This window comes from Bradyrhizobium sp. CCBAU 051011, assembly GCF_009930815.1.
Taxonomy (GTDB): Bacteria; Pseudomonadota; Alphaproteobacteria; order Rhizobiales; family Xanthobacteraceae; genus Bradyrhizobium.
The window spans coordinates 4,022,665-4,041,067 of the sequence record NZ_CP022222.1; the positions used below are offsets into that span (position 1 = coordinate 4,022,665).

The 18,403-nt window shown below is 62.9% G+C and carries 15 protein-coding genes; 9 read left to right on the forward strand and 6 right to left on the reverse strand.

Annotation, left to right across the window (positions count from 1 at the left end):
• Window positions 1-427: 427 nt before the first annotated feature.
• The gene (locus tag ACH79_RS18975; protein WP_161852353.1) at window positions 428-1,873 is read right to left on the reverse strand and encodes a short-chain fatty acyl-CoA regulator family protein; all 1,446 of its coding nucleotides are present in this window, start codon (window positions 1,871-1,873) and stop codon (window positions 428-430) included.
• Window positions 1,874-2,210: 337 nt separating this feature from the next.
• On the opposite strand from ACH79_RS18975, the gene ACH79_RS18980 reads away from it, so the two are divergent.
• From ACH79_RS18980 to ACH79_RS18995, 4 genes are all read left to right on the forward strand, one after another.
• On the forward strand, window positions 2,211-3,842 hold the full coding sequence (locus tag ACH79_RS18980) for an isocitrate lyase (protein WP_161852354.1): 1,632 nt from the start codon (window positions 2,211-2,213) through the stop codon (window positions 3,840-3,842).
• A 41-nt stretch (window positions 3,843-3,883) separates the two neighbouring features.
• A complete protein-coding gene (locus ACH79_RS18985) occupies window positions 3,884-4,093 on the forward strand; it encodes a hypothetical protein (RefSeq protein ID WP_057838336.1) in 210 nt (69 codons plus the stop codon).
• 268 nt (window positions 4,094-4,361) lie between these two features.
• Window positions 4,362-4,919, forward strand: coding sequence for a hypothetical protein (locus ACH79_RS18990; protein ID WP_161852355.1), 558 nt, complete (start codon window positions 4,362-4,364; stop codon window positions 4,917-4,919).
• Window positions 4,920-4,952: 33 nt separating this feature from the next.
• Window positions 4,953-5,648: a hypothetical protein gene (locus ACH79_RS18995; RefSeq protein ID WP_161852356.1), complete on the forward strand. Its 696-nt coding sequence runs from the start codon at window positions 4,953-4,955 to the stop codon at window positions 5,646-5,648.
• A gap of 20 nt (window positions 5,649-5,668) precedes the next feature.
• Here ACH79_RS18995 and ACH79_RS19000 read toward each other — a convergent pair whose 3' ends face one another.
• On the reverse strand, window positions 5,669-6,559 hold the full coding sequence (locus ACH79_RS19000) for a metallophosphoesterase (protein ID WP_161852357.1): 891 nt from the start codon (window positions 6,557-6,559) through the stop codon (window positions 5,669-5,671).
• A gap of 95 nt (window positions 6,560-6,654) precedes the next feature.
• On the opposite strand from ACH79_RS19000, the gene ACH79_RS19005 reads away from it, so the two are divergent.
• The 4 genes from ACH79_RS19005 to ACH79_RS19020 all read left to right on the forward strand — a co-directional run bounded on the left by ACH79_RS19005 (window position 6,655) and on the right by ACH79_RS19020 (window position 9,919).
• Entirely contained in the window at window positions 6,655-7,143 is a 489-nt protein-coding gene (locus tag ACH79_RS19005) for an NUDIX domain-containing protein (protein WP_161852358.1), read from the forward strand.
• A gap of 62 nt (window positions 7,144-7,205) precedes the next feature.
• Window positions 7,206-8,357 carry a hypothetical protein gene (locus ACH79_RS19010; RefSeq protein WP_246738596.1) on the forward strand — a complete coding sequence of 384 codons (1,152 nt, stop codon included), beginning with the start codon at window positions 7,206-7,208 and terminating at the stop codon, window positions 8,355-8,357.
• Between the two features lie 46 nt (window positions 8,358-8,403).
• On the forward strand, window positions 8,404-9,339 hold the full coding sequence (locus ACH79_RS19015; protein ID WP_161852359.1) for a glycosyltransferase family 2 protein: 936 nt from the start codon (window positions 8,404-8,406) through the stop codon (window positions 9,337-9,339).
• A gap of 67 nt (window positions 9,340-9,406) precedes the next feature.
• Window positions 9,407-9,919: a GNAT family N-acetyltransferase gene (locus ACH79_RS19020; RefSeq protein ID WP_161852360.1), complete on the forward strand. Its 513-nt coding sequence runs from the start codon at window positions 9,407-9,409 to the stop codon at window positions 9,917-9,919.
• A 38-nt stretch (window positions 9,920-9,957) separates the two neighbouring features.
• On the opposite strand, the gene ACH79_RS19025 is transcribed toward ACH79_RS19020, so the two are convergent.
• The 3 genes from ACH79_RS19025 to ACH79_RS19035 form a co-directional block, all read right to left on the reverse strand.
• A complete protein-coding gene (locus ACH79_RS19025; RefSeq protein WP_161852361.1) occupies window positions 9,958-11,757 on the reverse strand; it encodes a cation:proton antiporter in 1,800 nt (599 codons plus the stop codon).
• A gap of 138 nt (window positions 11,758-11,895) precedes the next feature.
• Entirely contained in the window at window positions 11,896-14,280 is a 2,385-nt protein-coding gene (locus ACH79_RS19030; protein WP_161852362.1) for a TonB-dependent receptor, read from the reverse strand.
• A 110-nt stretch (window positions 14,281-14,390) separates the two neighbouring features.
• Entirely contained in the window at window positions 14,391-14,813 is a 423-nt protein-coding gene (locus tag ACH79_RS19035; RefSeq protein ID WP_161852363.1) for a DUF2946 family protein, read from the reverse strand.
• 298 nt (window positions 14,814-15,111) lie between these two features.
• On the opposite strand from ACH79_RS19035, the gene zigA reads away from it, so the two are divergent.
• Window positions 15,112-16,317, forward strand: a complete 1,206-nt coding sequence (gene zigA, locus ACH79_RS19040) for a zinc metallochaperone GTPase ZigA (RefSeq protein WP_161852364.1) — start codon at window positions 15,112-15,114, stop codon at window positions 16,315-16,317.
• A 20-nt stretch (window positions 16,318-16,337) separates the two neighbouring features.
• Here zigA and ACH79_RS19045 read toward each other — a convergent pair whose 3' ends face one another.
• Window positions 16,338-18,401: a hypothetical protein gene (locus ACH79_RS19045; protein WP_161852365.1), complete on the reverse strand. Its 2,064-nt coding sequence runs from the start codon at window positions 18,399-18,401 to the stop codon at window positions 16,338-16,340.
• Between the last annotated feature and the right edge of the window lie 2 nt (window positions 18,402-18,403).

Here is an 18,403-nt window from a genome sequence, read left to right on the forward strand (position 1 = left end):
GGAGGTTTGCAAAGCTCAACCGGGCGATGCGAGCCGCCAATTCGCCGGCGACGGAGGCCAGAGGAATTCGGCTCCGGGGAGAGCACGGCATAAGCCGTAAAACCATTGCGCAGGGAAGGCCGGTTGTTTCGGCTGATACCTGTATGCTCGTGTGCGTTTTCTTTAGCGCTTGTTGCACACGAGACCGCGGGTGCCAGCCAGCACCCGGCCTTCCCTGCGCCCTCTGCTTCGAGGGTGAAGAATTCAAGCATGACTCGGGCGCGGTGCGTCGCGGGAGCGCGAAGCCATGTCCATCCGCGTCATTGCGAGGAGCGAAGCGACGAAGCAATCCATCCTTTCTCTATGCGGCGAGATGGATTGCTTCGCGGAGCCTGTCATCGGGCGGCGCTTCGCGCCGACCCGTTGGCTCGCAATGACGAGCAGGCCCTCACAACTCCCGCGCATTCGAGAAGGCAAACGACGACAGGCGCCGCGTGTTCTCGTCCAAAATCAAGGTCCGCGTGATCGGCGGCTCGGCGCGCTGGCTGCAGTTTTCGCGTTCGCAGAGACGGCAGTTGACGCCGATCGGCGTGCCCTCGGCCTTCTCCAGGTCCATGCCCGCGGCATAGACCAGCTTGGAAGCATGACGGATTTCGCAACCCAAGCCGATAGCAAAGCGCGGCTGCGGCTGCGGGTGCGGGGCGATCGGCCGGCGCACCATCTGTGCGATCGAAAAATAGCGTGTGCCGTCGGGCAGTTCGATCACCTGCTTGAGCAGGCGGTCCGGCGTGTCGAAGGTCGAATGCACGTTCCAGAGGGGGCAGGTGCCGCCGAATTTCGAGAACGGAAACGTGCCGGACGAAAACCGCTTGGAGACATTGCCGGCATTGTCGACGCGCAGCAGGAAGAATGGCACGCCGCGCGCGTTCGGCCGCTGCAGCGTGGTGAGGCGATGGCAAACCTGCTCGAAGCCGGCATTGAAGCGTTGCGCCAGCACGTGCACGTCGTAGTTCAATGTTTCCGCCGCGCTATGGAACGGCTGATAGGGCATCATCACAGCGGCGGCGAAGTAGTTCGCGAGCGTGATGCGGTAGAGCCGCCGCGGCGTGTCATCGAGGGGGCCTGCGCGATTGACGATGGCGTCGATGGCAGCGCCGCATTCGGCAAGCCCGATCTGCAGCGCGAGCTGAAAGGCGCGCCCCGAACCGTCGACCAGTTCGGAAATCAGAAGCTGTCGCCGATGGCGGTCGAACCGCCGCAGCGTCTCGCGCATCACGTCGACAGGCATGATGCGGGTGACGATCGAATGCTTTTCGCGCAGGCGCGCCGCCAGTGCAGCGAACAGGTCCTCGGCGGAGACGTTGAGTTCGTCACGCAAATTTTCCGCGGCCTGCTCGAGCTCGGGGAAATAATTGCGGTTAGCCTCGATCAGGTCGCGCACGCGCTCGATCGGGTTGGCCTCGAACCGCGCGCCCTCGTCGCGGTCGGCCATTTGCGCCGCCACCAGCGTCTCCCCGCGGCGGGCCTCGGTATAGGCCGCATAGAGCCGTTGCAGCGAATGGGTCACGCCGGGGCAGAGTTCCGCGAGGTCGCGCAGTTCCTGTTTCGGCAGGTCAATCTGCCGGAACAGCGGATCGGAAAAGATCTCGTTCAGTTCGGCAAAGAACCGGTCCTCATCGGCGGTCGCGAGATCGCGCAGATCGAGGTCATAGGTCTCGGCCAGCCGGAGCAGGATCTGCGCCGTCACCGGGCGCTGGTTCCGTTCTATCAGGTTGATATAGCTCGGCGAAATACCCAGGCCCTCGGCGATTTGGGTCTGCGACAGCCCGAGTTGCTGGCGGATCCGCCGGAAGCGGGGCCCGACGAAAAGCTTCTTTCCGGAGTCGGTGGCCATGACGTTGTTCCTAGCTCTTGCAGTGGGTTCCGCCTCTCCCCGCGCGCGGGGAGAGGCCGGCGCGCGGCGACGGGTGAGGGGCTCTCTCCGCGAGTCCGAATGCGCGGAGAGAGCGCTCACCCCGACCCTTTCCCCGCAAGAGCGGGGCGAGGGAGAATAGGCAGTTCCCTTACCCATTTTGTGACAAAATTTACAATATAACAAATGTGACAAGTTCATATGTTACATGACATCACCATTCGAAATCAAGCAGCCTATGCGAATTGGAGATTTTGGCGTTTATCTCTCGGGACGTTTCGCAACGCACTGTCAAGAATGTCGATTGAAGGAACAGCACATGAACTACCAGCCACGTGGGATCAGCATCCAGGGACCGGCTTCCTATCTCAGCGAGATTGAAGCTGCTCAAGCGCTCCTCAAGACCAAGCCGACCTGGAACGGTGTTACCGCCGAAGCCGTGGCACGGATGCGTCTGCAGAACCGCTTCAAGACCGGCCTCGACATCGCCCGCTACACCGCGGCGCTGATGCGCGCCGATATGGCGGCCTATGACGCCGATCCCACCAAGTACACCCAGTCGCTGGGTTGCTGGCACGGCTTCATCGCGCAGCAGAAGCTGATCTCGGTCAAGAAGCACTTCGGCGGCAAGACCGATCGCCGCTACCTGTATCTGTCCGGCTGGATGATCGCGGCGCTGCGCTCCGAGTTCGGACCGCTGCCCGACCAGTCGATGCACGAGAAGACCTCGGTGCCGGCGCTGATCGAAGAGCTCTACACCTTCCTGCGTCAGGCGGACTCCCGTGAACTCAACGACATCTTCCGCGCTATCGACGTCGCCCGCAAGGCAGGCGACAAGGCGAAGGAAAAGGAACTGATTGAAAAGGTCGACAACTTCCAGACCCATGTCGTGCCCGTCATCGCCGACATCGATGCCGGCTTCGGCAATGCCGAGGCGACCTATCTGCTCGCCAAGAAGATGATCGAAGCGGGCGCCTGCGCCCTGCAGATCGAGAATCAGGTCTCCGACGAAAAGCAGTGCGGTCACCAGGACGGCAAGGTGACGGTGCCGCACGAGGTGTTCCTGGCAAAGATCCGCGCCTGCCGTCATGCCTTCCTTGAACTGGGCATCGAAGACGGCGTCGTCGTGACCCGCACCGACTCGCTCGGCGCCGGTCTCACGCAGCAGATCGCCGTCAGCCACAAGCCCGGCGACATCGGCGACCAGTACAACAGCTTCCTGGATTGCGAGGAAGTGACGGCCGCCAACGCCAGGAATGGCGATGTCATCATCAACCGTAACGGCAAGATGATGCGTCCGAAGCGGCTTGCCAGCAACCTCTACCAGTTCCGCCCCGGCACTGGCGAAGATCGCTGCGTGCTCGACTGCATCACCTCGCTGCAGAACGGTGCCGACTTGCTGTGGATCGAGACTGAGAAGCCGCATATCGAGCAGATCGCCAAGATGGTCGACCGCATCCGCGAGGTGATTCCGAATGCGAAGCTGGCCTACAACAACTCGCCGTCGTTCAACTGGACGCTCAACTTCCGTTGGCAGGTCTACGACGCGATGAAGGAAGCCGGCAAGGATGTCAGCAAGTACAACCGCGCCGACCTGATGAAGCCGGAATACGACGATACGCCGCTGGCCATTGAAGCCGACGAGCGCATCCGCACCTTCCAGGCCGATTCGGCAAAGCGTGCTGGTATCTTCCACCATCTGATCACGTTGCCGACCTATCACACGGCAGCTCTGTCGACTGACAATCTGGCAAGAGAGTATTTCGGCGAGCAGGGCATGCTGGGCTATGTGAAGAATGTTCAGCGCCAGGAGATCCGTCAGGGTATCGCCTGCGTCAAGCATCAGAACATGGCGGGCTCCGATATCGGCGACGAGCACAAGGAATATTTCGCCGGTGAAGCCGCTCTGAAGGCGGGCGGCGCCCACAATACGATGAACCAGTTCGGCTAACGCTGGAATTGATCACGCTACTTGGACAACAGGAGACTACCATGACCAAAGGCAGCAATTTCTGGGTGATTGGCGGCGAGTTCGGCTCGATGAACTTCCACAAGCTCGTGGAAGGCTCCGCCCAGGTTCAGGGTCCGTTCAAGACCCGCAAGGAAGCCGAGGACGCCTGGCGCGTCGTGTCGGAAGAGAACCGTCACAAGGCCGGCGTACGCTTCTCCATCGTGGAAGAGCCCTCGCGCATCTCGGCCTGAGCGGCTGCTGCCAATAACGCCTAGGGAAACGCCAAGGACAGGCGGCCCCATCCGGAAAACCGGGTGGGGCCGTTTGCGTTCGCAAAGGGGTGCCCTGGGCTCGTCTCCCTCTCCCCGCGCTTGCGGGGAGAGGGTCGGGGTGAGGGCTCTCGCCGGGGGCTCTGAACTCTGTGGAGTGGTAAGCTATTGAAAACAAACAACCATTGCGCAAGGCATGGTTACTGCTAGGTTAATCGGGCTAACCCTCGCAGGATAAAGGCGGCTCCCGATGTCAAACGCGCAAAATACCGGCAACGAAGCCCGAGACATGCGACCGACCAGGCTGCGCGACGCGCTGCGCCAGGCCCGCATCGAAGCTGCCGACCGCACCGGCGTCGTGGTCGAACTGCGCGATGCCGAGGTCGCCCGGCTCGAGATTCTGAACGAGGCGCTCGATCCCCTGTTCGCCGAGGTGCCGGAGCAGATCGACCTGTTCGATCGCGGCGTCAGCCAGGGCGAGACGCCGCGGCTGTGGATCGACGTGGTCGCGCATATCGTGATGGGACGCGACAAGCGCATCTACCGCTTCGTGCAGGACACGCGCTTCGGCCGCATCGTGATCGTCGAGTCGCATGACGTGCCTGTTATCGTCGACGCCGTCACCGGCTATGTCGCGCGCCGCATGATCGAGCGCGAGCATGCGATGGTGGCAACGCCCGCGGCCGCCGAGCCGGTCGTGGAAAAAAAGCCGCGCGGGCGCGGCTTTGGCATGTTCGTGCTTGGCTTCGTGCTGGGCGCGGTGGCGCTGTTCGGACTGGCATTGTATGCGAGCCTGAAGAATCTATAGCTTGAACCGACGGCTCGGGCATTCGGGGGCATCGTGGCAGTTTCGTCGGTACCGTTGGTCGTGCTGCTTGTCGGCGCGCTGTTCGGAACCTCCTATATCTACGGCAAGTGGCGCACGCTGCGCCGTGCCGAATTCATCCGCACCTTCCGCTGGCCGCGCGGGCTGCTCGAGCGGCTGGAGAAGCATCACCACGGCTTTCAGCGCAAGGACAGCGCGCTGGTCTCGCGCGGACTGCGGCAGTTTTTCCTCGCCTATCTCATGAGCGGCAAGCGCTACGTCTCGATGCCCTCGCAAGTCGCCGACGATCTCTGGCACGAATTCATCCTGTACACGCGCGACTACGACGCGTTCTGCCGCCGCGCCTTTGGCGGCTTCCTCCACCACACGCCCGCCGTCGTCCTCAGCGAGCATCGCAAGAGCAATGAAGGCCTGCGCCGCGTCTGGTGGTATTGCTGCAAATACGAGAACATCGATCCGGTGAGGCCGACGCGCCTGCCGCTGTTGTTTGCGCTCGACAGCAAGCTCAACATCGCAAACGGCTTCGTCTATCACCCCGATTGCGACGAGTTGCGCAAGAACGGCAGCGGCGCCGCGCATTGCGGCGGCGATTTCGCCGATGGCTCGGTCGATGGCAGTACGGACGGGTTTGGCGACGCAGGCAGCGACTCAGGCGGTGATGGAGGCGGTGGTGGCGACGGGGGCGGCGGCTGCGGTGGCGGCGGGGATTGAGAAATTCGCCTCTGAAGAACCTAGAGCAGCGTCGCCTGCTTGATCTGCTTGACGCGGAAGTCGGCGTCGACGGCGCGCACGGTCTGCACGCAGCGCCATTTTTTGCCCTCGCGCGCGATCGAAAACAGATTGTAGGCCGCGGCAGGATAATGCCGGTACGCCAGCGCCGACGCCGACGGCACGCCGACCGCGGGGATCTGGTGGCCGGCGCCTTCGAGCCACATCGTCGAGTGGATATGGTCATGGCCGTGCAGGACCAGTTCGGCGCCGCGCCGCTTCAGCACGGCGCGCAGCGCCTTCGAGTCGGTCAGCCGCTTCATCCGCGACGTGGAGTAGAGGGAGTGATGAACCAGCAGCACCCGGAATGCCTCGTCCGGCGGCAACTGCGCGAGCTCGCGGTCGAGCGCATCGAGCTGCGCGCGGCCGAGCCGGCCGGTCGCCAACAAGGGCAGCGTCGGCACCGCCGAGGAGACGCCGATCAGCGCCAGCGGGCCGCGCCGGCGCAGGAATGGAAACGAGGTACCGCTCGTCGCAGCATCGCCGCGCAGATATTGCTCGAACGCGCCGGTGAAGTGATGCCGCGTCGCCCGCACATAGGCGTCGTGATTGCCGGGAACGACGGTCACCTGTTGCGGCGTGCCGATGCTCTCGAGCCAGGCCTGGGCCGGGGTGAATTCTGCTTCCAGCGCCAGGTTGACGAGATCGCCGGTCACCGCAATGTGGTCCGGCCGCTGCGCCTGCATGTCGGCGACCAGCGCGTCCAGCACCTCGCGGCGGTGATATTTGTGGCGGTTGCGGGTCCAGTTGAGATAACCGAGCGCGCGCTTGCCCGCGAGATCGCGAAGCCGCGCCGCGGGCAGCGGCGGCAGATGCGGATCGGACAGGTGCGCCAGCGTGAAGGTATCGGTCATTCGCGCTCCGCCGCGTTCCCTGTGATATAGAGCCGTCGCACGATCATGTCGGCGATATAAGGATCAAACGTGATAGCTGTCCATCCGAGGTTTGCGTGACGGCGCTGCAGTACCTGCGAAAACGCCTGGGGCCGCAATTGCGACGCGTATTTCATCTGTATTGGCGGATGGCCCGCGGCATGACGCTCGGGGTCCGCGGCGTCGTGCTCGACGGCGATGACAAGGTGTTCCTGGTCAGGCACAGCTATGTCGCCGGCTGGCACCTGCCGGGCGGCGGGGTCGAGGTCGGCGAAACCTTCCTCGAAGCCTTGCGAAGGGAGCTCGTGGAAGAGGGGCGGATCGAGTTGACCGGAGAGCCGGCGCTGCATGGCCTGTTCTTCAACAGCCACGTCTCCCGCCGCGACCACGTCGCAGTCTATGTCGTCAGGCAGTTCCGGCAGGATCGCTTGCCCGAGCCCAATCATGAGATCGTTGAATGCGGGTTCTATGCGGCAGGGGCGCTGCCGGCGGAAACGACCAGGGGTACGCGGCTCCGGATCGCCGAAGTGCTCGACGGCGCGACCCGGATTGCGACCTGGCGCTGATGCAGGGCCGGTTGTTGCTTCGCGCGCTTGCAGCGCCTAGAAGCTGACAAACGGGGTTCGGCGTGGGCAGGATAAAAATTTTCAGGCTTCTCTGCGGCATCGGCCTGCTCGCGATGCTCGCGAGCAATGTCTGGACGATGTCGCGCTGGAGCGAAAGCCGCGGGGTCTATGACGACGTCTGCTATCTGCGTCAGGCGCATCTGTTCCAGAAACATGGCCTCGGCGGCATCGATACCAACATCATTTTTGACGACGACGACTATCTCAAGAACAAGTTGAAGGCGATCGGCTATGCGGAATGGAACGTTGTGGCACGGATACCCTGCCACACCTTCATTCCATCCGCGGACAAATACGTGATGCAATACCCGCCAGGCACCGGCTTCGCACTGGCGCTGTTTCGCGAGGGGTTTCAGGTAATCCCGCTCTATGTGCTGGCGAACGTGACGATCCTTGCCTTCGCGCTGCTTGCATTGTTTCGCGCGCGCGATCCGGCCTCGCTGGCGCTGGCGGCGATATTCGGCTTCGCCGCGCTCTATCTGATGATCAACCCGAGCAAGCCGAGCTATTCGGTGCCGCCGACAATGATGTTGTGCGCGGCTGCGGGATTCCTGACGGCGAGGTATTTCGTTGAAGGACCGCGGCGCCGCCTGCTGCTGATTGCGCTGGTGGGGCTGTTGGTCGGTCTCTCCGTCAATTTCCGTCTGCCCAACCTGTTTCTCGCCATGGGCTATTGCCTCTATCTTGCCGGCGCGTTCCTGCTGACGCGCAGCAGGGAGACTTTTCTGCAGGGAGCCTCATTCGGTGTCGCTTTCCTGATCGGGATGGCGCCGACCTTGATCGCGAACGCGATCAACGCCGGCAGTCCGTTCTCGACCACCTATGGCAGCGTCGACGTTACGCCGCCCGAATTGAATCCGACGGTACTCTTGAGCTATCTCGTTGACGTTCAATTCACCTTGCTGGCGATATCGGCCGCGTGGACCGCCTGGCTCTGGCGCTTCGATCGGGATCGCGCCCGACAGGCTGCCCTCCTGGTCGCCGTAAACCTTGCGGTAAACCTGATTTTCTTCATGACCCACCCGATTTTTACGCCATATTATATTATTCCCATCGAGATGATTTCCCTCTGGACTTTGCTGTTCGCAACGCTCGACCTGCGCGGCGAACGGGCCGCCGGCAGTGCGGCCTTCCCTCAACCGACCAACGCCTGATTGCGGTATGACGCGCCATGGACGGACTTAATTCGGCGAGCGTGCAATGACGGGGCCAGGCTTGCGGATTGCGGTTCTGGTGCCGTGCTACAATGAGGAGGCCGCGGTTGCGACCGTCGTCTCGGATTTCCGCAAGGCGCTGCCGACCGCTCAGATTTTCGTCTACGATAACAATTCCAGGGACCGCACCATTGAGGTGGCGCGCGCAGCGGACGCGATCGTGCGCAGCGAGCGCCGCCAGGGCAAGGGACATGTGGTGCGGCGCATGTTCGCCGACATCGATGCCGACGTCTATGTGCTGGTCGATGGCGACGCGACCTACGATGCGCCGAGCGCGCCGCATATGGTCGATAAGCTGATCAACGAACGTCTCGATATGGTGGTGGGCTTTCGCGTCGATCAATCGGTTGCCGCCTACCGGCCCGGCCACCGTACCGGCAACTGGATGCTGACGAGCTTCCTGTCCGTAGTGTTCGGACAGGCGTTCAAGGACATCCTGTCCGGCTACCGCGTGTTCTCGCGCCGCTTCGTCAAATCCTTTCCGGTACTATCGGACGGTTTCGAGATCGAAACCGAACTCAGCGTGCACGCGCTCGAACTGGCGCTGCCGGTGATGGAGGTCGAGACGCCGTACTATGCCCGTCCCGAGGGATCGTTCAGCAAGCTCAACACCTGGCGCGACGGTTTTCGGATTCTCGGCACCATCCTGAAGCTCTATCGGTCGGAAAAGCCGCTGCGGTTCTTCACGCTGATCGGCGTCTTCCTGATGCTGGTCTCGATCGGCCTCGCGATTCCCATCATCATCACCTTTCTCGAAGAGGGCATCGTGCCCCGGCTGCCGACCGCGGTGCTGTCGATGGGGCTGATGATCGTGGCGGTGCTGTCGGTGTCGTCGGGGCTGGTGCTGGACACAGTGACGCGCGGCCGCCGCGAGATGAAGCTTTTGGCTTATTTGTCCCAGCCATCGATCGGCAAGGATTGAGGCAATACGGGGATTGCGGCTTCCAGCGATGGACCGCGCCGCCGCCAGATGCTATCCCGCGCCCATCATGAGCGAACTTGACGTTACCATCCTGGCCGAAACACCAAAAGACGCGCAGGCGATCGAACGCCTGCACGAGCGCACGTTCGGACCCGGCCGTTTCGTGCTGAGCGCCTACCGCCTGCGGGAGCATGTCGATCACGTGCTGGACCTCTCATTCACGGCGCGGATCGGCACGTTGCTGGTCGGCTCGGTGCGCCAGTTGCCGATCTGCATCGGCGACACGCCGGCCCTGATGCTCGGGCCGCTGACGGTCGAGCCGCCGTTCCGGAAGCGCGGCGTTGGCCGCATGCTGCTCGACCGCTCGCTACAGGACGCCAAGGCCAAGGGCCATCGTCTGGTCGTTCTGGTCGGCGACGAGCCCTATTACAGCCGCGTCGGCTTCAAGGTCATACCGAAGGGACGGGCGACCATGCCGGGGCCCGTCGACTACAGCCGCCTCCTGGTGGCCGAGCTCGTCGAGGGGGCCTTCGATGGCGTCTCCGGCGAAATCCGCCCCGACTGGAGCAAGGCGCGGTAGCGCCGCCGGCGCGAAGGCGTGGTTCCGCGGCCTCGTCGCTATCGAAAAAGTCGCCGCCTTTTGGTGCCGGCCACCGGCTTCGACGCGGACCCCGCGCTTCCGGCTGCCTGTTGCAGTTTGTGCCGAAACTCCTCGCGCTTCTCGTGGATGGAAGCAACCACCAGGCCCATCGCCACTCCCATGCCGATCAGGGCTGCCTCTGATAACAGCAGGCTTGCCTCGATGGTTTCCGGCACGGCGTCGGTCACCCCAATTCCGTAAAGATGTCGCGCGTGGTCGGCGTCGCGGGCGCGGGAAACGATCAGTACGTCTTTCCGTAGCCCGCGGACCTGCGCGACAATTTCGTCAATGCCTTTGGGTTCGTTGATCGTGACGATGACCGCGGCAGCCTCCATGAGGCCGCAGCTCTTCAGGAACTCCGGGTTTGTCGCGTCACCGTAGAAGACGGTACGGCCCTGCCTGCGCTGCTCCGGAACGGCTGCGGCATCGTTGTCGACGGCAGTGTATTTAAATTGATGGCGATCGAGCATCGTACAGACGACTTGTCCAACCCGGCCGTGTCCGACGACAATGGCGTGGCCACTGCCGCCGCTCGGTGCGACGGTGAGCTCAGGATCAAGCGGTTTTTCCTGGCGCACCATCGGCGCCAGCCGCCGCGCGACATGAGACAGTGCCGGGGTGAGCATCATGGTCAGCGTGGTCAGCGCGACAGCGAAGCTCGATACGTTGGCGTCAATCAGGCTAAGGGTCGTCGCCATCCCAATGGCGACGAAAGCGAACTCGCCGCCGGGACCAAGCAGCAGCCCGACCTCGACCGACGCAGGCCAGGAGAGGCGAAACATCCGGGCCAGGAAGACGAGGATGGTGGACTTTACGAAAATCAGCCCGGCCGCACCTGCAATCAGCCAGACCGGATCGCGCGCAATCTGAGCAAAATCGATGTTCATGCCGACCGTGAAGAAGAACAGGCCGAGCAGGAGGCCCTTGAAGGGATCGATCGCAGTCTCGATCGCCTTGCGGAATTCCGTCTCGGCCAGCAACAGGCCTGCGACAAAGGCGCCAAGCGCCATGGAGAAGCCCGCCACGGCGGCGGCTACCCCGGTCGCGACGATCACGAACAGCGTCGTGGCGACGAACAGGTCGCTCATGCCGACCGACGCCACAAGACGGAACAGGGGACGCATCACCACACGGCCAACGACGACGATCACGCCGAGCGCGAGGGCGGCATTCGTGAGCGCGAGCAATAGTGACGCGACGATCGATCCGGAGTCTCCCGCGCCGAAGATCGAGATGAAGAGCAGAAGGGGAGCGACTGCCAGGTCCTGCGCCAGGAGGACCGCGAAGCTTGCCCGTCCCGCGCTCGTATTGAGCCGTTTCTGCCTGGAAAGAATCTCGATGACAATGGCGGTCGAGGACAAAGCGAGACACGCACCGAGGATGAGCGCTACCGGAGCCTTGCTGCCCGCCAGCGCGGCGACGAGGCTGATCACTACCGTCGAGAGGATGATCTGCAGGCTGCCCAACCCGAAAATCAGGCGGTGCATCGCCTTCAATCGGTCGTAGGACAACTCCATGCCGATGAGGAAGAGCAGGAACACTACGCCGAGGTTCGCAAAGCCCGAGACATTTGCCGGGTCGACGACGGTAAACCAGTAGAGAAACGGAAACCTGTCGATGAACGATCCCAGCCCAAGAGGTCCCAGGATCGCGCCGGCTCCTAGATAGCCGAGAACAGGGTTGAAGCCGAACCGCCGCACCAAGGGAATGACGACGCCCGCGGTGCCGAGCAGAACGAGCGCGTCGCTGTAGACGTGAACATTGATGGACGAAGTCATCTATTCCTTGTGCACTCGCTTCCGGGGGCAAGGGACGTCTGACGGGAGATTGCGCCTGGTATCTCCCGTCATTCCCATTTGGACGTTAGCTGGTACCACCAGCTAACGCCACCCCGCGGACCGCTGCACTCGCGGACTTCAAAACTTGAGGTTGGCAAACGCCCGCACGCCGATGCCCGGCAGGAGAACCTGGTCCTTGTTGAAGGACGTCGAATTGCGGATGTTCTCGTTCAGCAGGTTGTTGCCAACGAGGCCGACCATCATCTCGCGTGCGCCGAACCAGGAAGGATCGAGCTTCGTCTTGTAGCTGACCTCCGCCTTCAACAGGTTGTAGCCTGCGGTTGGCGTCTCGCCGATCGGGGCGATGTCGTTCTGGGCGAAGGCGTGCAGCAGGTTGATCCGTGTCAGCCAGTTGGCATCGCGCCAGAACAGCCCGCCGCCGACTCGCACCGGCGGAATTCGCGGAACATTGGTGCCATCGTCAAAGGTCGCGCGCACGACATCGAACTGGTTCTCGACGCCCCAGATGCCGCCATAGAGCGGCCCGACATCCAACTGGCTTTGGAATTCGCCGCCACGGAAGGTGGCGTCACGCTGCGAATAGACCGCCTGGTTCAGCTCAAGGGGAAAAGCCGGATCGGCGGGGCCGACACAGGCGACATCTTCGCAGGTGTTGCCCGTGAGGCGACGGTAAATGAAGCCATTGAACTTGGTGTAGTACGCAGTTGCTTCGAATCGGAAGGGGCCGGTGGCGCGTCGTAGTCCGATCTCGATCGATTTGGCGGTTTCGATGCCGAGATTGGGATTGCCGATATCGAAGGTGATAGTTGCTTCGTGCGGTCCGCGCGAAAACAATTCCGCCGGCTTGGGCGCGCGTTCGACGTATTGAGCGGTGATGCTGGCGACCAGTTGACCTGGAAGATCCTGGATCAAGCCGATGCTCGCGCTCTTCGGCGTGAAGCTTGGATTGCGCGCCGTAGGCGGGCCTATATCGCCGGGATTGGCATTGAGGTCGAACAGCTCCGGAATGAATGCCGGCGTCGTTCCGCTGAGACTGACATGCTCAATACGGCCCGCGATCTGCGCCTTGGTTGAATCAGTGAACTTCAACTCGTTGAAGACGTAGCCGGCGACCCTGTTATTCTTGTTAGGATCAAACAACCCGTTAAGCGGGCTGCCCGGATCGTCCGGACTCGGCGCGGTAAGTTCCTGATGCCCGGCCTGAAGGCCGAATGCCGTCGTAACAGCGGCAAAGCGCGCGTTGAACGGCGTCATCTGGACCTCGACGCGCCCTTCCTGCTCCTTGTTGGTAAAGGTCTGCCGCACGCCAAGGGACGAGAAGTCGGCGGGATCGGCGAGCGCGATCTCGTTGTGCTTGTAATCGGTGGCGCCCGCCCAGAACCTGATGGCGTCGATCGCCGCCGCATCCGGCCGGTATTCGCCCTTGGCCGTGAATTTGGTTTGGCGCGCGTCGATCCGGGACTGGTGATCGGAGGGCTCAATTCCGGGAATGCGGTACAGCGTGTCGTTCTGCGTGATCGCCGCGCCGATAAAGCCGCCATGGAAGATGTAGGAGCCGCCAATCGATGCACCAGCCGCCTGCATCGCCGAATTGGGCTGCCGGCCGTTGACCGGGCGTGTCTGGTCGAACAAATACGGATAGCTCGGAATGCTGTAATCGCTGGCCTTGCGGCCATAGGCGTCGGCATGAACAGCGAAATTGCCACCGCCGGCATCGATCAGGATGCCGCCATCGACACCGCGGTCGACGGAATTGACGGCCGTTCGGGTTTCTACCGTGACGCAGGAAGGTGATCCCACATTTGCGAGCGGCGCTTTCGCCGGCAGTCCGTAGCTCTGGAACGGTGTGGCCGCGCATGAAGGCAGGGCGTCCGGGATGCGATTGTTGGTTGCGCTGACGACGCCGCCGATCGATGTCGATCCGTAGCGCAGCGCCGCCGGACCACGGATGACTTCAACCTGGTTTGTCGCCAGTGGATCGACCGGCACGAAATGGTCTTCGCCGAGATCGGACGCACCGCCAGCGTTGGTGCCGTTCTCGAGGATGCCGACGCGATTGACGTCGAGGCCCCGGATGATCGGCCGGCTCGCGGCACCGGGCGCGAAGGTGGAGCCGGTAATGCCGGGCTTCGAGAACAGGAGATCGCCAAGCTGGGCGGTGCCTTGCCGGCGGATCTCCTCGTTGGGCACCACGGTAACCGTTGCGAACTGGTCGGTCACGACGGGCAGCACGCCCTGTTGGGGCGCGGCTGCAACCGGTGCGGTCTGCGGCTCTGCCGCGGGTTGCCGGTTTTGGCCTGGCGCCGCACGGACGACGCGTGCCGGCGCCGGTGACGGCGCGGGCTTTCGCCGCACAATCGGGCTTGGCGCCGTCACGGTGATTTCAGGCAGTTGCGTCGAGGCGGCTGACGTGCCCTGGGCCATCGCCCCATCGGCCATCGCGCACAGCAATAGCCAACTTGCTCCACCGTAATGGAACGCTCGTTTCTTCTTGAATGTCATTGTCCCGATCCTGATCCCGTCGATGTGCGACGGATCGATTCCGATTTTCCCTCGGCGGATCGGCCGCGCGGCGCGGCGATCCCCTCGGGAAGTGCATCAATCAATCGAGTTCAGGAGACGGGAGGCGCGCGGGACTGGAACGCGGGATGAAGCGAGCCGAGATGCGCGAACTCGGCGCCGGTGGTCAGGTGCAGTAGTTCGACCGCTTCCGGCAGTTTCAGCAGCGGCGGCGCGGCGAACAGGAAATTATTGGCCAGCGAGAGGACGGCACAAACCGCGCAGACATTGGCCGTATGCTGGTCGTCGTCATGGCCGGCAGGCTGTTGCGGCTGCGTGGGCTCGGAATGCGCAACTTGTGCGGCGAGAGTTGCGGCGATCGCAAGATCGGCGTCGGCGACCCCGCTCTGAACGCCCGGCGCCGTCTGCGCGGCGGCAGTCCCGTGAAAATGCCCAAACGACAGCGCAAACTGGATCGCGAGCGCCAACAGCACCAACCGCGAGCCGTGCTTGAGGTGTTTCCGGAACCAGTTCACGACGCCTTACGCCTTGTCCCTCGGTAGCCTAAAGCATCGTGGCAGCCGATGTTACATTATAACATCGGCAAAGGCGGTGGAGTGTCAATCGTCATTCCCGCTTGTCCGTCTGATAGCCCGACAATTCAGACGGGTGTGGGATTCGCGCAACATCTGCATTCCCGCCTCGCGAGTGGTGTGGACATCGGTTGACAACTGTCTCGAAGAGATATGTTATGTTATAACATAACATGATTGGCCCCGATGCGTCGTCTCTCCCGGTTAGGGCCCCGCAAGGTGAAGAGGCTTTTTGATCTCCATGCGCAAACTCCCCGTCACCGTCTTGTCCGGCTTCCTCGGGGCTGGAAAGACAACTTTGCTCAATCACGTGCTCAACAATCGCCAAGGCCTGAAGGTGGCGGTGATTGTGAACGACATGAGCGAGGTCAACATCGATGCCGACCTGGTGCGAGATGGCGGTGCGAACCTCTCTAGGACGGACGAAAAGCTGGTCGAGATGACCAACGGCTGCATCTGCTGCACGTTGCGCGATGATCTGCTCAAGGAAGTTCGCGCATTGGCCGAAAGTGAGCGGTTCGATTACCTGCTGATCGAGTCGACCGGCATTTCCGAGCCGCTGCCGGTGGCTGCGACCTTCGACTTCCGCTCGGAAGAGGGTGAAAGCCTGTCCGACGTGTCCAGGCTCGATACGATGGTCACGGTCGTTGATGCCGTCAACCTGCTGAAAAACTATTCGTCTACCGTTTTCCTGAAGGATCGCGGCGAGTGGCTCGAAGGCGACAGACGCACACTGGTGGATCTGCTGGTCGAGCAGATCGAATTTGCCAATGTGATCGTGCTCAACAAGGTCGATTCTGCTTCGCAGGGAGAACGCGACGCCGCCCGAATGATTATCCGGTCTCTGAATCCCGAGGCCGATATCATCGAGACCAACTTCTCCAATGCGCCGCTGGAGCGCATTCTCAATACCGGTCGCTTCGACTTCGAACGCGCGCAGCAACACCCACTGTGGTTCAAGGAGCTTTATGGTTTTGCAGACCATAAGTCCGAATCCGAAGAATATGGCGTCAAGAATTTCGTCTATCGCGCGCGCCGGCCGTTCGATCCCGCGAAATTTCATCAATTCCTGAATGAAAGCTGGCCGGGCGTCATCCGCGCCAAGGGACATTTCTGGATCGCAACTCGTCCGCAATGGCTCGGCGAACTGAGTCAGGCCGGCGCGATCGTCCGAACCGAAGGGCTGGGATTTTGGTGGGCGAATGTGCCGGCAGATCGCTGGCCGGACGATCCGTTCTGGCGACAATCGCTCAAGAAGAACTGGAGCGAGATGTACGGCGATCGCCGGCAGGAGATCGTTTTCATCGGCACGAATATGGATCAGGACGCGATAACGGCACGGCTTGATGCGTGCCTTGTTTCGGGAAAACCGGGAATGCGAATCGCGGAATGGTCCAGGCTCGTCGATCCATTCGCGAAATGGCGACGCGCGGACGAGGCTGCATAGAGCGATCTGCGGCGCCGCGCCTACCGCCCCTCGCGCACCCAGGTCGCCGCGAACGCACCGAGCAGCAGCAACAGCCCGACCAGGCCCGCGAACATCGGCAGCACACCGACGCCCTTCACGACGCTGGCGTCGCGCATCTTCACGCCCATCCAGCCGTCGCCGTGGAAGATGCCGGAAGCCCGGACCGGTACGACGCGGGGGAGATCGACGCTCCCGCCATCGGACACGCGGCGCGCGTCGCCGCCGGTGGCCTGCGTCAGCGGTTTGAGCATTTCCGTGGTGGAGGTGACTTCCGAAAATTCCTTCGGGTTGGTGGGCCCGACATTGATCAGCGCTTTCAGCGCGCCGTCGGTGGCCTGCCACAGGCCAAGCTCGTTGGCCGGAAGGGTGGAGCGCCAGGTGCCGGGCTCGCTGGCCGTCAGCGTGAGTTCCTTCGTGGCCCCGCTCGGCGAGGTCACCGTCACCGGCGGCACATTGTCGGCCATGGTCTGGCGCAGCACCACGAGGTCCTTGCCCTGGATCTGCAGGCGCAGCGCTTCCTCGTCCAGATCAGGCTGCTTCATCAGCCAGTGCGAGGTCCGCCGCAACAGATCGAGATGTGGTCCGCCACCTTCATAGCCGCGCGCCCACAGCCAGATGTGGTCCGTCAGCAGCAGCGCAACGCGGCCTTCGCCGAAGCGCGACAGCAGCAGCAGCGGCTTGCCGTCGGCGCCGGTCATGACAGGCGAGCCGATCGCGTTGCGCGTTTCCACCGTGCGGAAGAAGCGGCTCCAACGCGGCGGCTCGCTGGCGGAGCCTTCGAGGCCGCGCGTCACTGGATGGCGCTTACCGGCATCGCTCAGATGCGCGTAGAACGGCTTCTCGCTGACGCCGACGGGCTCGGCCGGCAGTACCGTGTCGAGCGGCGTGCGCCAGATGCTGGTCGTGGAAGCATAATCCGGCCCGGCCGACACCAGTACCGCGCCGCCGGCGCGGACATAGCGCGCGATGTTGTCGAAATAGGCGATCGGCAGCACGCCCTGGCGGGCGTAACGGTCGAAGATGATCAGATGGAAGTCGTTGATCCTCTGCTGGAACAATTCCCGCGTCGGAAACGCGATCAGCGACAATTCGTTGATCGGCGTGCCGTCCTGCTTCTCCGGGGGGCGCAAAATCGTAAAGTGCACGAGGTCGATGCTGGCGTCGGACTTCAGCAGATTGCGCCAGGTCCGTTCGCCGGAATGCGGCTCGCCGGAAACCAGCAGCACGCGCAGCTTGTCGCGCACGCCTTCGATCGCAACCACGGCGCGATTGTTCACCAGCGTCAGCTCGTTATCGAGCGGCGAAGCCTCGATCTCGACGATGTTCGCCCCGGCATGCTTGATGTCGACTTCGACATTGGCCGTCTGGCCGCTCGAGAGCGTGCGCTCATTGATGACCTCGCCGTCGCGGCGCACGGTGATCCTGGCGCGCTCGGCGGTGACGCCCTGGTCGTCGAGCCGGTAGGTGATGGTCTGCGGCTTGCCGACGATGCCGAAGCGGGGCGCGGCCGAAATCGCAACGCGACGATCGCGCTCGTCTTTGCGTCCGGTGATCAGCGCATGCACCGGCGCCTGGAAACCAATGCCGGCAGCGTTGGCCGGAATGTCGTGCACCCGGCCATCCGTGATCAGGAACGCCCCGGCGACGCGGTCGACGGGAACGTCCGACAGCGCCGAGGACAGTGCGCCGAACAGTTTGGTGCCGTCGGTTTCGCCATCGGCCTGTCCGGCCTCGACGACGCGCACTTCCAGCCCCTTGATCTTCTTCAGCGTATCGACCAGCGCCTCCTGCGCCTTGGCCGTCTCCTGGTTGCGCGTGCCGAAATTCTGGCTCGGGCTCTTGTCGATCACGACGGCGGCGACCGAGGATAACGGCTCGCGGTCCTCGCGGGTGAAAGAGGGATTGGCGAGCGCCAGCAGGATCAGCGCCAGCGCGGCGACGCGCACCGCAGCGCCGCGCGAACGTCCGAGCAGCAACAGCACCGCGATCGCGACGATCGCAGCCAGCGCGACCCAGAGCACGATGGTCGGAACGAGAGGAGTGAACGCGATACCGTACTGCATGC